We start from the raw sequence: 13674 nt of genomic DNA, 5'->3' as shown, positions 1-13674 counted from the left end.
TGGATTGTGCGTAGCCCCATGAACTGGACGTAGCCCGATAGGCCGGCGTCACCGGTAACGGGCGGCGCCCGCGGCTGCCCACTCGGCAACGGCGGCGCGGGCCTCCTCCGGCGCGACCACCGTCACGACGCCGGGCATCCCGGCGACCAGGCGCTTGAGCCCGTGCAGGTGGGATACGCGGATGACCGTGCGCACCCGATCATCCGCCACCGTGGTCACCGGGTTGTCGCGGATGTAGTCCTCGAGTATCGGCAGCGCTGAGGCGGAAAGCTCGAGGGTCACCTCCAGGTCGTCCAGCGACACCTCGAACAGGGAATCGGGAAGCGTCACGTCGTGGCTGTGGTGCGTTATCGGTTCGTCAGTGCGGTGGGGGTCGCTGATGCGGTCCAGCCGGAACGTCCTCACGGCCTCGCGCAGGTGGCACCAGCCGCGAACGTACCAATCGGCGTCGAGGGATTCGATCCGCAGCGGGTCGACCCGGCGGCGCTCAGCCTGGCCGCGGTGCCCGCGGTAGCCGAACTCCACCTGGACCCCGGCGGCGACGCATTCCCGGATGACGGCGAGCGTGGCATCCGTCTCCGAATCTTCGACCGCCAACCGGGTGGGGGTGGCGGATGCTCCCCGGGACAGCTTCGCCATCAGGGTGGCGATCGCGTCGCGATCGGTGTTCTCGGGCAGCGCGGAAAGGTACTGCAGGCCGGCGATGAGGGCGGCCGCCTCACGGCCGGAGAACCGCGGCGACTCGTCGATCGCCACCAGGTTGGTCAGCACGATCTGGTCGTTGTCGAGGAAGTCGTCCCAGGCGACATCGAACAGGTCGTTGTGCTGGTAGGTGCCGGTGGCGCCGGGGATCCCGGAGACGGCGATGAGGTTGACGGCGTCGCGGATTTCGGCCTCTGAGACTCCGAAATGGGCGGCCACCTCCGGGACGCTGACCCGGTCGTGGTCCATCAGGTACGGCACCAGCGCGAGCAGGAAGGCGAGCTTGTCCGCCGCCTGCTTGGGCGCGGCGGCCTTGCGTTTAGCCACGGTGTTCCCCCTGCCCGACGGATGAGCCGTGCGTCCTTGCCGTGCTCTCGAGCCGTTCCCGCACCGCTTCCCGGAGTTCTGGCGGCTGGGCGACCAGCACTTCCGGTCCGTAGCCGGTCAACTCGTCGGCCAGGATGTTCGCGTCGGCGTAGTGGAGGGTGAGCGTGGAACCATCAGCCACGGTGCCGCGCCTCTTCAGAAGCCGGGTGGCGGCATCCGACCCCGGCACCACCTCGACTGTGGCCGAGCGGGCGTTCCAGACCTCCTCCAGCTCCTGCAGGCCGATCTCGGCCTGATCCCCCGGCGGCGGGGCGAACGTCTTGCCGGTCAGCGTGACCGGGGAGGTGATGCGACGCAGCAGGAAGGTTCTCGACTCGCCGTTCTGCATCGCATACAGGTGCCAGCGACCCTGGTGCTGGATGAGCGCGTAGGGGTCGACGACGCGGTGGCCGGCGTGCGCTTCGCCCGGTTTCAGGTAGGAGAAGGACACGGTCGCGTTCTTCTCCAGAGCGGCGTTCAGCGGTTCGAACGCCGGCTCACGCACCCGGTTGTGGGCGGCATAGCTGAGAACCGGTTCGTCAGCGGGCAGGCCGAGCGAGCGCAGCTTGAGCAGGGCGCGGCGGGACTCGTCGGAGAGCGACCCCTCACGCCAGACCATTGCCGCCAGGTTCAGCAGTGTCGTCTCCTCGGCGGAGAAGGTGATGTCGGTCGGCAACTCGTAGCTGCCGCGCGGGATGCGGTACCGCAGGTTCTGGTTGTTGCCAGCCTGACCCGGGTCCTCGATGGTCTCCAGTGGAACGCCGAGCTCACGGATGTCGTCTTTGTCACGCTCGAATTGACGCTCCAGATTGGCATTGTCGCCTGACGTGTTGTAACGCTGGCGGTAGCCCTGCACGGTCGACAGGATCTCGTGCTTGGTCAGCCCGGTCTCGGTGGCGAGGAGCGCCAGGACAAGGCTGAACAGGCGTTCCTCCACGGGAACGCGAAGTGCACCACTGATGTCAGTCATGCTGCCGCCTGTCACCGCTTGTCATGTCAAGGTTGGTCGATCTGGCCCAGGATGTCGACCACGAATACCAGGGTGGCGCCGGCCGGCACTGAGCCATTGCCGGAATCGCCGTAGCCGAGCTCCGGCGGCACCACCAGGAGTACCTGCGAGCCGACGGTCTGCCCGACGAGCCCGTCGAGGAAGCCCTTCACGACCGAGTCCTCGGTCAACTGGAACACTGCTGGCGAGTTGTCTGCCCAGGTGGAGTCGAAGACCTTGTTGGTGTTCCAGAGCACGCCGGTGTACTGCACGACAGCGTAGGAGCCTGCCTCGATCTTTTCGCCTTCACCGCGGATGAGGGTGGAGACGACGAGGTCTTCCGGCGGTTCGACGGCAGATCCGCCGGACTGCGGGATGGTGATGCCCGGGGCACCGTTCGGCGCGGTGACGACGACCGGGTCGCCGGGATTCGGGGACTGGGGGGCGCCATCCGCCTTCGGCAGGTAGGCGTCGAGCGCGTCAACGACGAAGATGATGCTGTCCTCTGGCTTGACCCCGAGTTGCATGACCGCTGATGCGTTGAATGCCTTCTCGGCGGTTGTGGCGATGACGATGCGGGATCCGACGGTGGCACATTCGAGGGCGTGGCCAACGGCCGGCAGCGTCGACTCGCCGGCCATGGTCATGATGCCCTTGCCATCGAAGGGGGTCGACTGCAGTTCCTGGCCGGTGCTGCCGTAGTAGATGCCAAGTTCTGCGCGCACCGGCTGGCCGATGGTGATGCGTTCGCCGTCGCCCGCGATGACCTGGGTCGCCTCGGTGTTGTAGGTCACGATCGGCGTCGGGAAGTCCACCTTCGGCGCCGAGCCGAACTCTCCGGATACATCGATGATCGACGAAGCGTCACCGGACTCGTATTGTCCGCAGGCGGCGTAGCCGGGGTCACCGGCGCAGGCGGTCAGGGTTGCCACGAGTCCTGCGGTGACGAGCAGCGCGGAAATCTTGCGCACGAATCCTCTTTTCGATCTGCCGGGGTTCTGCGTTGACCAGGCGTCGGCTTGTCTGGGCAACCCCTGCGATTCTAGTTGGCCGCGGCCGGGTCGTCGTGTTCAGTCGTCTCGCCCGCCGCCACGGCCAGTTCCGCCTGGCCGCTCGCCTGCCGGGCGACCTTGCGGGCGCGCTTGCTGCTCGACTGCCGTTCCCCGAGGGAACCCGGTGTCCACAATTCGACATCCTCGTCGGAGAAGTCGGTCTTCGACGCCCGGCGCTTGAGCGAGGGAAGCACGGTTCCCGGGGCCAGTCGCCTGGCGGTGAGCAGGAACCCGGTATGGGCGACCATCCGGTGGTCGGGACGAACCGCGAGGCCTTCCACGTGCCATCCGCGCACCATCGTCTCCGAGGAGTCCGGGTCGGTGAACATCCCGGTGTGGCGGATGGCTTCGGCCACCCGCGAGAGCTGGGTCACGGTGGCGATGTAGCAGAGCAGCACTCCCCCGGGCTTCAGCACCGATGCGCAGGCGTCCAGGCACTCCCACGGGGCCAGCATGTCGAGGACGATCCGGTCCACGGAGCCTGGCTCGGCGACATCCGGCAACGACTCGACCAGGTCGCCTACCGTCACGCTCCAGTTGGTGGGTTCCGCGCCCAGGAAGCTGATGACGTTCCCCTTGGCGACCTGAGCGAATTCGTCGCGGCGCTCGAACGACTTGAGGGTTCCGGTTGGGCCGATGCCCCGCAGCAGCCACAGGCTGAGAGCGCCGGAGCCGACGCCCGCCTCGACGACGGTCGCGCCGGGAAAGATGTCGGCGTGGGCGAGGATCTGGGCGGCATCCTTCGGGTAGATGATCGCCGCGCCACGGGGCATGGACATGACGAAGTCGGTGAGCAGTGGCCGCAGGGCGAGGTACTCGTCGCCGGTGGTGCTGGTGACGACCGAACCATCCGGAAGGTCGACGAGGCTGTCGTGTTCGATCATGCCGCGGTGGGTGTGGAAGGTCTTGCCGGTCTCGAGGGTGACCGTGTTCATCCGCCCCTTCGGGCCGGTGAGCTGCACTTTGTCGCCGAGGCGGAAGGGGCCGCTCTGCCTGCGCTGTGCCGGCTGTTCGTGCTGGGCCATCAGGCGACGTCCTGCCTGGCGGTGGCGAAGTGTTCCCGCAGGTCGGCGACACGGCGACCCTCCAGGGTCGGCCAGAGCGTGTAGTCGGCGCTCGGCGGCAGGTGGATGTGGGCGGGAACACCGATGGTCACGGCACCGGATGCGACGGCCGAGGCGAGACCGGTGGTCGAGTCTTCGAAGGCGATGCACTGTGACGCGTCGAGGCCGAGCAGCTGGGCACCCCGAACGTACGGTTCGGCATCCGGTTTCCCCTTGGTCACGTCGTCCCCGCCGACGACCGCGGTGAATGCGTCGAACCCCATGGCCGAGACCACCTGCTGCGCCATCCGGTTCAGCGACATGGTGACCAGGGCGCACGGGATGCCGGCCTGGTTCAGTTCCTGCAGGAGTTGGCGCGCACCCGGTCGCCACGGCACCTCGACGCTGACCTGCTCCATCACCTGGTCGGTGAGCCGGGTGACGATCTCGTCTTCGGGGAGGGCGACTCCGTGGTTCTGGAAGATACGGGCAGCCACCCAGAGGTCGGCGCCGACCACCGCCAGGGCGGCCTCCCTGGTCCAGACGCCGTTGAAGGAGGCGACCAGCTCCTCTTCGGCCCGCATCCAGTACGGCTCCGTGTCGACGATGGTGCCGTCCATGTCCCACAGGACACCGGCCAGTAGCGGTTCAGTCACAGGAGACGAGTTTAGCCGGGAGCAGGTTTTATCCTTAACCTGCCTATCCTTGATTGCAGGATAGGCCGGGCAGTCCGTGCGGTCGTGTGATCAGTTCAGAGGTTAAGTGCCAGGTAGCGCAGGAGTTTTCGGGGAACGCCCGCTGATTGTGGCGTTCGAGGGCTGGAACGACGCCGGGGAGGCGGCCACCGGTGCCGTCAGTTCCCTCCGTGAGTTGCTCGAGCTCTATCCGATGTTCGAGGTGGACGCCGAAGAGTATTTCGATTTCCAGTTCAACCGCCCGAACCTGGCCTTCGACGAGGGCGGAAGCCGGGTGCTCGCCTGGCCGGGCGTGACCCTGTACGGCCCGACCGGGCCGGCCGAGTTCTACCTGCTGCTGGGTGCTGAACCGTCCCGCAACTGGAAGTCGTTCACGGTGGAGATCCTGGAGGCGATCGAGGACCGCGAGATCACCGGCGTGATCTTCCTGGGTGCCATGCTGGCGGATGTCCCGCACACCCGGCCCATCTCGGTTTCCGTCTCGAGCGAGAACCAGAAGGTTCGGACGGCGCTGGGTGTGGAACGCAGCACCTATGAGGGGCCGGTCGGCATCCTCTCCGTGCTGTCGATGGCGTGTGAGACCTCCGGCATCCCGACGGCGTCCATCTGGGCATCCGTGCCCCACTATGTGCACAGTGTTCCATCGCCCAAGGCGACGTTGGCGCTGGTCGAGAAGCTGGAAACTGTGATCGGGGTCGACATTCCGCGCGGCGACCTGGCGGTGGAGGCGGCCGCCTGGGAGACCGGAATCGACGCGCTCGCCGGGGAGGACGACGACATGGCGGCCTACATTGCCGGGCTGGAGCAGGCCCGGGACACGGTGGACTCCCCCGAGGCCAGTGGTGATGCGATCGCGGAGGAGTTCGAGAAGTACCTCCGCAAGCGTGGAGACAACGGTAAGGGCGACCCGCGCGGCAAGCAGTAGCGCGGGCCGCTCCCTGGGCCGCGCGCTCCTTGGGTTACCCCGCTCCTTGGGTTGCCCCGCTCCCTGGGCTCGTCGAAGGGGAACGGTGCCCACCCGTCAACTGCAGACACACCTGTACACGCCCCCGAGCCGGGCGAGTCCGTACCTGACGGGTGTACTAGAGCCGAACCCCGAGCAGCGCGTCGATGACACTCACCATGACGCCCGCAGCGGGCCGTCCGGATGCGACCCAGCCGTCGACGACGTCGAGCGCGGCCGGTGTGTTGAGGTCGTCGGCCAGCACAGTGCGGAGTTCGTCGAGGTGCGCTTGCGCCTGGTCGTTCTCCCCTGGCGCGGCGGCCCACGCCCGCCACGCACCCAGTCGCTCCGTCGCGGACTGGAGGTCGGCATCCGTCCACTCCCAGTCGCTGCGGTAGTGGTGGGCGAGGAGCGCCAGCCGGATGGCGCGGGGGTCGACGCCGGCTGCGGTGAGCTCGGACACGAAGACGAGGTTTCCGAGCGACTTGCTCATCTTCTCGCCCTGGTAGGCGACCATTCCGGTGTGCGAGTAGACCTTGGCCAGCGGTTCGCCGGTGAGGGCTGTCGCGTGGGCGGCGCTGAATTCGTGGTGCGGGAAGACGAGGTCTGAGCCGCCGCCGTTCACGGTCACGGATGTCGCGTGGTGGTTGAGGGCGATGACGGTGCACTCGATGTGCCAGCCGGGACGCCCTTCGCCGAGGACGGATGCCCAGGACGGCTCGCCGTCGCGCCTGGACCGCCAGAGCAGCGGGTCAAGCGGGTTGCGCTTGCCTTCGCGCCGGGGGTCTCCACCACGCTCGGCGGACAGGGCGAGCATGGTTTCGCTGTCGAGGTTACTTTCGAGTCCCAGGCGCCAGGTGGTGTTTCGTGCCGCAGCATCCGTGTCGAAGTAGAGGTCGGGTTCGGCGTTGTCGCTGGGGACCGGGTAGGCGTAACCGCGCTCGAGGAGGGTGTGGACGGCATCCGCTACTTCGTCGATGACTTCGGTGACGCCGACGTAGTGGTGCGGCGGGATGATCGACAGGGCGGTCATGTCGCCGCGGAACAGTTCGATCTGGGACTCGGCGAGTTCCTGCCAGTCGATGCCGCGTTCTTTCGCGCGCTCCAGGAGCGGGTCGTCGATGTCGGTGACGTTCTGCACGTAGCGGACGTCGCAGCCGCGGTCGAGCCACAGCCGAACGAGGGTGTCGTAGGCGAGGTAGGTGTTGGCGTGGCCGATGTGGGTGGCGTCGTATGGGGTGATCCCGCAGACGTAGAGGGAGGCCTCGCCTGTGCCGCCGGCATCCTTGAGTTCACCGGTCGACGTGTCGTGTAGTCGGGGAACAGGGGACGTTCCGGGTAGGGACGGGACGGCGGGATGGCTCCAGGACTTCACCTTTTGAGCTTATGCGCGTTGACAATGTCCACATCACCGACGGATGGCCGTCATCACGGACCGACACCTCACCTCCGCCGACAGGCAGCGTGCGAGTTCCGGCGTCAACGCTGCACTACGACAGCCTCACTCGGTCGGTGTCGTGCGAGGTGGTTTGTATCTGGTGCGGGATTTGCTGGCGGGTCGCCAGGGCGCGTCCCATTGAATCCAGGGTGGTGCCTTGACTTCGGGCACACCTTTTCGCATCCGCACCTGCCAGCCGGAGCTTTCGATGCTGCGATGGTGGTACCAGCAGAGCAGCACGCCGTTGTCGGTGTGAGTTGGGCCACCGTCGGCGTCTGCGATGACGTGGTGGATTTCGGTCCAGTCGGGTGGGATGTTGCAGCCCGGGATGATGCATCCGCCGTCACGGAGCGTGATCGCCTTGCGCTGCGCTGGTGTGAAGCAACGCTGTGGCGAGCCCAGCTCGATGATGCGGCCGTCGGAGTCGAAGCGGATGTTCTGGGTTCCGCCGGTGCAGATGAACTGCTTGACGGCGTCGAAGGAGATCGGGTCGTCGACCCCGTCGATCCACCCGACGCCGCGGCCGCGGGACAGGTCGTCTGAGGTGACGCTCACCAGAACCGTAGGGGCTGCTCCCCCGATGCTCGGTGTCTCGCCGCTGCGTGCAACCGCATCGATCATGCTGGCGAAGACGTCGTGACGCTTCTGCACGTCCGTTCGCGGATCGCGACCGCCTTCCGCCTCGGCAGCTTCGGCCGCTTCCCGGTCTTCATCGCTCAGGAAGGTGCCGGTTGTCTTTGGCGACAGGTACGAGTCCATCACCCGATTCAGCTTGCCCGCGATCTCGGGCAGTAGGGCGTACGTTCCGATCACCAGCCCGCCCTTGGTCACCCCGCGGCTGAACGATCGCTCTGCCATGGCTCGCTCTTCGGTCGGTCGCACGCCGTCCGGGTCAAGGAACGCGCGCCATTGGGTCGCCTGCACGGTGATCTCGTCGGCGGTGGCCGGTACCGTGCTCTCAGGGCTGGTTCCCATAGCCGATGCGACCAGTTCGAACTCGGCGACAGCGAGGTCATCAATGGCAATGTGGTCAAGGCTCGGAGCGAGGCCGTTGACTATCGCGCGGGCTGTGTCGGCGCCGATGTCTCCGTTGTTGAGCGCCTCGGAGACCCGCGGGAATCGGGCCGGGAACTCAACGCCGGCCAGCGACCGCTGCGGTCGGGTCTCCGCGCCCAGCTTGAGGAGGCGGGAAACAGTTGCTCCCGAGGTGCGGGTCACTCGCTGGATTAGTTCGACAGCGGTACGGCAACCTTTCTTTGCGGCCAGGGAGGCGGAACCGAGTTCCCGCCGCGACCGCTCCCCCACTTCCGCCGCCCATTCGACCCGGCGCGCGTCGATCTGGCGGCCCAGCTGTTCGAGGGAGGCGCCGTGTTGGAGCAGCGCATCGTCCGACAGGCCGACCACTTCGCCTGTCGGCAGCACCTCTGCGACGGCGCGCGACAGTTCCGATGCGGAGGCCGAGGCATCCGCTGTTTCGAAAGTGAAGACGATTCTGGACATGCATCAATTATCGCAGAGTCGTAACTATATCCGAAGAGTTCTCGCGAATCTGTGGAGAAGTATTTGAAGGCCGCCTGTGGAGGAGTAGTTCGTGCTCGCACCCTTCGGCAAGCTCAGGGGGTCTCGATGAACTCGACCTGCGACCCGCGACAGCTCCTACAGCGGCGCCAGCACCCCGGTCGACAGCAGCAGGATGAGCGCCCCGCCCAATACCAGGCGGTAGATGACGAACGGTAGGAACGACTTCTTCGAGATGTAGCTCATCAGCCAGGCGATGACCGCGAGTCCGACGCCGAACGCGACCACGGTCGCCACGGCGGTTTCGAGGTAGCCGTAGTGTCCGGGCGGTTCGCCGAAGCTGTGCACCAGTTCGTACAGCCCGCTGCCGAACACGGCGGGGATGGCCAGCAGGAACGCGAACCGTGCCGCAGCCGGTCGCGAATAGCCGAGGGCAAGCCCTGCGGTGGTCGTTGCCCCGGACCGTGAGACACCGGGGATGAGCGCGAGCATCTGCGCGATTCCGATGAGGATGCCGTGGCGGTACGACATGTCGTCGATCTCCCGCGTGCGCTTGCCCGCCCAGTCCGCGAGGCCCAGGATCAGCCCGAAGACGATGAGTACGATCGCGACCAGCCAGAGCGAGCGGAAGACGGAGCGGATGTACTCCTGCGCGAAGTATCCGAGCAGCACGATGGGGATGGTGCCGATAATGATCAGCCACCCGAGCCGGACATCCGGATCATTCTTCTCGATGATCCTCGAAGCCCGGGCCGTGCGGCGGGTGAGTGCTGTCGCGCCTTCGAGCACCTCGGCTGAGTCGACCGTGGCTGGCTCCGCGAGCATCCGCTGTGATCCGAAGTGGCGGAACCATTTGCCGATGATCCGCGTGATGTCGCCCCAGAAGTACATGATCACTGCAGTCTCGGTGCCCAGCTGGGTGATGGCGGTGAAGGTGGCACCGGGGTCGGTGGCGCTGGGGAGGAATTCGCCGGCGATCCGTAGGTGGGCACTGGATGAGATCGGCAGGAACTCGGTGAGCCCCTGGATCAGCCCGAGGATGATCGCTTCGATGAATTCCACGGATTCTCCAGGGGTCTAGTAGTCGAGCAGCAGGTCGGTCAGAACCTGCCTGCCAAAGACTAATGCGTCGAGCGGTACCCGCTCGTCAACGCCGTGGAACATGCCAGGGAAGTCGAGTTCTGCCGGGAGCTTCAGTGGGGCGAACCCGTAGCCTTTGATGCCCAGCGTGCTGAGCGCCTTGTTGTCGGTGCCGCCGGAGAGCAGGTAGGGCAGCACCGGCGCACCCGGGTCGTGGCGGTTCAGTGTGCTCTTGATTGCGTCGACCAAGGGGCCGTCGAATGCCGTCTCCATCCCGATGTCGCGGTGCATGGTGACGATCTCGATGTCGGGGCCCACGAGGTCCGCAATCTCGGCGAGCACCTCATCCTCTTCGCCGGGGAAGGCGCGGATGTCGATAAGTGCTTCGGCCGTGTCGGGGATGACATTGTGCTTGTAGCCGGCTTGTAGCAGCGTCGGGTTGGTGGTGGTGCGCAGCGACCCCTGGATGAAGCCGGATGCCGTCCCGGTCGCGATCGCAAGCTCATCCGGCCCGACCTTCTGCGGGTCCTCACCGAGGATCCTGGCGATCTCCGACATGAGAAGCGTCGTGGTTTCGGTGAGGCGGATGGGCCACTGGCGGCGCCCCACCTTGGCGACGGCCTCGGCGAGCTTCGTGATGGCGTTGTCGTGGATGATGCGGGAGCCGTGCGCTGCCGTGCCACGGGCGATCAGCTTGATCCAGATGAGGGCTTTCTCGCCGGTCTGCAGCAGGTAGGCGCGCTGGCCGCCGAGGGTGATCGAGTAGCCGCCGACCTCGCTGATGGCTTCGGTGGCGCCGGCGAAGAGTTCCGGATGCTCGCGCACCAGGTAGCCGGAACCGAGCACTCCCCCGGCCTCCTCATCGGCGAAGAATGCGATGACCAGGTCGCGAGCGGGTTGCCTGCCTGAGCCCAGGATGTCTTCCAGGGCGGTGAGGATCATGGCATCCATGTTCTTCATGTCGACGGCGCCGCGGCCCCAGAGCATGCCGTCCTTGACGACGCCGGCGAACGGGTCGACGCTCCAGTTGTCGGCGACCGCGGGAACCACGTCGAGATGCCCGTGTACGACAAGCGCGCCAGTCCGTTCGCCGGTCGAGCTGCTTCCGCTGGTCGAGCCCCTTTGGCTGGTCGAGCCTGTCGAGACCCCCTCAACCCGCGCCACAACGCTCACGCGTCCCGGCTCCGACTCGAACATCCGCGCATCCAGCCCCATTGCGGTGAGCCGGGCGGCCACATACTCGGCGGCTTCAGTCTCGCCGTTCGACTTGCCTTCGCCGTAGTTGGAGGTGTCGATGCGGATGAGGTCCCGCGCGATTATTGCGGTCTCATCGAGTTCGGGTTCGGTGCTCGTCAGGGGCGGCGGCAGGTCCATCCCTCCACGGTATCGGCAAACGCGCCGGAGGCTCGCGCGGACCGGTCGGAGGCGGTTATCGGGCACGGCCAATCGTGCTAATCTCGTACCTCGGTAGTTCAGTGATGGACGACCGACTGCGCGCGGATGGCGGAAATGGCAGACGCGCTAGCTTGAGGTGCTAGTGCCCGTATAGGGCGTGGGGGTTCAAGTCCCCCTTCGCGCACGCTGGGTGCTTCGGAGTATTCCGGAGAACTCTTTGGACAATTGGGCCGGCAACCGGATTTATCTGGTTGCCGGCCCTTTTTCGCGCTGTCGTGCATTGCGGGATCGCTGTTCGGCCAGTCAGGCAGGCGCTCGAATTGACACGGAAGGCGTTTGTTAACGAAAGAAGGCGCGCCCGAGTGATTTCGGACGCGCCAATGACCCGGGCTTCCGGGAGGTGCTGTTGTGAGTGCAATGGACGGCTGAGGGAACCTTTGCCGGAATCGACTTCCCCTGGGGGTCGCCGGGGCGAGTCGATGGACGCCCCCGTCCAATTTAGCGCTTACTGGAACCCAAGAGACGGGAGAGCTGAGGTGACCCGCCGTAAACGATAACGCCGCTCCCCGTCAGATCGAGAGGGACTGGTTGCTGCACGCGTGCACTACAGTTCTGCTTCATGGAGTGGCTCACGAAATTACTTGCCGACTTGTGGGACTTTATAAGCACTCCGATCGCGTCGATCCCATCCGGGCTTTCTACGGCCGCGATCGTACTGAGCGTGATCGTCTACATACGATCGGAGCGAGCTACTCCCCGGCCGCGGCTAGAGACAGAGTCGAATGTTGACTTTGACGTTCACGAGGATCTAGATCCGGACGGCGACCCTTACGACTATCAAGTTCTCGAATTTGCGGTGACCAACAGGGCCAACGGGACCGCATATGACGTTCGGGTAAGCATTTCGGGGTACGCGAAGGCGGGCGAGCACGAACTCGGTTCGCTGGAAACGGATGAGACGAAGCGCACCTCGTTCAACTGGCTCGACGTGCCCCAGCCCGGGGTGTTTCAAATGACCTGGTGGGAGCATCCGAAGAACAAGATGCGGAGCAAATTGATCCCTTACGGCGGCGATCACTCCTACTTCCGTATGCCTTAGGAGCAACATCGTGTTTCGAGATGAACTGCGGTACGCCGAAAGGGCCGGAGCCTGAACGTTCGGGTAGACGTGCTGAACCACTGGAGGTGTTGACGGTTGCGCAAAGAGTTTTTGCAGTTGCCTCCTGGTGGGCTTAGCAACGCGCGATCGGTGCTACTCGATTGGAACATCAGCGCGCGAATCGCAAGCGTACATAAGCGCCAGACGGATGGCGTCTCCCAGAACCTGGGTGCCGTCGAGATGACACGGTTGCGAAAGCTCGCAATCGCTATCCCGGACGGCGCTCAGGTAATCAGCGCGTTCAGCGCCGCGGAGCCAGAGATTCGGCGGTTGGGAAGTACCGCTGACGCGGAGCGGTACAACGCACGCGCAGATACCGCGTCGTTTTACCTGACCGAAGGTCGCGGCTACCTACTCCACTTGCTCGATGGCGGTGAGACCGGCGGCTTGGTCATTGAGTCGGAGGTTTTGCCCGTCGATGACTGGACTTCCTGGCTCAGATCGTGGTTCATGGTCTCATATGCGGCCTTGCTTCAGGCCGTGGTGATCCATAGAGAGGACCTGAGAACGCCAGAGGAGCGATTCGATCGCTACCGATTCTGGTTGGAGCACGAGCTCAAGGTGTCAGCTAGCAGAGAAGCATGGATTGGCTTCTGCCTTCTCGCGGGAACCGGGGACCTTTCAGGTCGCGTGCGGCGGTTCCTGAAAATAGACGCATCCGCTGATATTTGCGACAGCGTCTGGGGTGCAACCTGGGACCTGATGTACTCGCGGCTCCCAGCAATGTTCTCCCTTCCGGCGTTTCGAAAATACGCGGAAGTGCCTGCAGTATTCGTGACCGACGATGAAGCCCTTGTGCAGGTCCTTGAACACCTTTCTCCTGCGTTCGGTGTTGAGAATGCGATGGGTGTGCAGATCACTGGTGACACAGTCCTGATCGAGGCCCTCGATGAGCGGGTGCACGAAGCCGTGCGCGCGTACATGAACCGCGAGCGGCGACGCGTTCTGACCCGCAGCGAAGGCATCATGCCCAAGGTGAAGGCTCGGGCGAAATACCTAGCGCGGCGGGCGCAGGCACGTCTCTCGGCGGACACAGGATGGGGCCCGAAGCAGCCCGGGCCGTCGCGCTCGTGGAATCCTAGGAGTTAATTCGTGGAACGCCATTGACGTGGTCACCGAACTACCCTGCAGACACGGGGCTAAATGGATTGTCCGAACCTCCCACGCTGTGATGTCTTAGGACATAGAAAACCCCCGAACCCTCAGGTTCGGGGGTTTTCTACGTCTTGGGGTTGGTAGTCCCTGTTGCGGTTGAGTATCGCTGGCTGAGCAGTTCGTCGACAGCCTCCCCGTAT

12 protein-coding genes and 1 tRNA gene are annotated in these 13674 nt (G+C 65.2%); 4 read left to right on the top strand and 9 right to left on the bottom strand.

Annotated features, from left to right (window positions below; translation table 11 throughout):
* Positions 1-48 precede the first annotated feature (48 nt).
* The 5 genes from ACX3O0_RS05165 to ACX3O0_RS05145 all read right to left on the bottom strand — a co-directional run bounded on the left by ACX3O0_RS05165 (position 49) and on the right by ACX3O0_RS05145 (position 4807).
* Positions 49-1029 (bottom strand): helix-turn-helix transcriptional regulator, encoded by a 981-nt coding sequence (locus ACX3O0_RS05165; protein ID WP_459107008.1) that lies wholly within the window; start codon positions 1027-1029, stop codon positions 49-51.
* Entirely contained in the window at positions 1022-2038 is a 1017-nt protein-coding gene (locus tag ACX3O0_RS05160) for a helix-turn-helix transcriptional regulator (protein WP_459107007.1), read from the bottom strand. The genes ACX3O0_RS05165 and ACX3O0_RS05160 overlap by 8 nt, the downstream gene beginning before the upstream one ends.
* Positions 2039-2064: 26 nt before the next feature.
* The gene (locus tag ACX3O0_RS05155; RefSeq protein ID WP_459107006.1) at positions 2065-3027 is read right to left on the bottom strand and encodes an FKBP-type peptidyl-prolyl cis-trans isomerase; all 963 of its coding nucleotides are present in this window, start codon (positions 3025-3027) and stop codon (positions 2065-2067) included.
* A gap of 71 nt (positions 3028-3098) precedes the next feature.
* Positions 3099-4133 (bottom strand): tRNA (adenine-N1)-methyltransferase, encoded by a 1035-nt coding sequence (locus ACX3O0_RS05150; RefSeq protein ID WP_459107005.1) that lies wholly within the window; start codon positions 4131-4133, stop codon positions 3099-3101.
* On the bottom strand, positions 4133-4807 hold the full coding sequence (locus ACX3O0_RS05145) for an HAD family hydrolase (RefSeq protein ID WP_459107004.1): 675 nt from the start codon (positions 4805-4807) through the stop codon (positions 4133-4135). Before ACX3O0_RS05145 ends, ACX3O0_RS05150 begins: the two co-directional genes overlap by 1 nt.
* A gap of 106 nt (positions 4808-4913) precedes the next feature.
* On the opposite strand from ACX3O0_RS05145, the gene ACX3O0_RS05140 reads away from it, so the two are divergent.
* The gene (locus ACX3O0_RS05140) at positions 4914-5771 is read left to right on the top strand and encodes a proteasome assembly chaperone family protein (RefSeq protein WP_459092360.1); all 858 of its coding nucleotides are present in this window, start codon (positions 4914-4916) and stop codon (positions 5769-5771) included.
* A 157-nt stretch (positions 5772-5928) separates the two neighbouring features.
* On the opposite strand, the gene mshC is transcribed toward ACX3O0_RS05140, so the two are convergent.
* The 4 genes from mshC to ACX3O0_RS05120 form a co-directional block, all read right to left on the bottom strand.
* Complete coding sequence (gene mshC, locus ACX3O0_RS05135) at positions 5929-7164, bottom strand: cysteine--1-D-myo-inosityl 2-amino-2-deoxy-alpha-D-glucopyranoside ligase (RefSeq protein ID WP_459107003.1); 1236 nt, start codon at positions 7162-7164, stop codon at positions 5929-5931.
* A gap of 126 nt (positions 7165-7290) precedes the next feature.
* On the bottom strand, positions 7291-8727 hold the full coding sequence (locus ACX3O0_RS05130; protein ID WP_459107002.1) for an HNH endonuclease signature motif containing protein: 1437 nt from the start codon (positions 8725-8727) through the stop codon (positions 7291-7293).
* A 156-nt stretch (positions 8728-8883) separates the two neighbouring features.
* Positions 8884-9807, bottom strand: coding sequence for an undecaprenyl-diphosphate phosphatase (locus ACX3O0_RS05125; protein WP_459107001.1), 924 nt, complete (start codon positions 9805-9807; stop codon positions 8884-8886).
* A gap of 15 nt (positions 9808-9822) precedes the next feature.
* A complete protein-coding gene (locus ACX3O0_RS05120; protein WP_459107000.1) occupies positions 9823-11199 on the bottom strand; it encodes a M20/M25/M40 family metallo-hydrolase in 1377 nt (458 codons plus the stop codon).
* Positions 11200-11319: 120 nt separating this feature from the next.
* On the opposite strand from ACX3O0_RS05120, the gene ACX3O0_RS05115 reads away from it, so the two are divergent.
* The 3 genes from ACX3O0_RS05115 (at position 11320) to ACX3O0_RS05105 (ending at position 13468) form a co-directional block, all read left to right on the top strand.
* Positions 11320-11404: transfer RNA gene (locus tag ACX3O0_RS05115), tRNA-Leu, on the top strand.
* A gap of 435 nt (positions 11405-11839) precedes the next feature.
* Positions 11840-12319, top strand: a complete 480-nt coding sequence (locus ACX3O0_RS05110; protein ID WP_459106999.1) for a hypothetical protein — start codon at positions 11840-11842, stop codon at positions 12317-12319.
* Between the two features lie 96 nt (positions 12320-12415).
* Positions 12416-13468: a hypothetical protein gene (locus ACX3O0_RS05105; protein ID WP_459106998.1), complete on the top strand. Its 1053-nt coding sequence runs from the start codon at positions 12416-12418 to the stop codon at positions 13466-13468.
* Positions 13469-13674 lie beyond the last annotated feature (206 nt).

Source organism: Homoserinimonas sp. A447, from assembly GCF_054489325.1.
The sequence above is the reverse complement of the archived record's forward strand: the minus strand, read 5'-3'. Positions and strand labels throughout refer to the sequence as shown.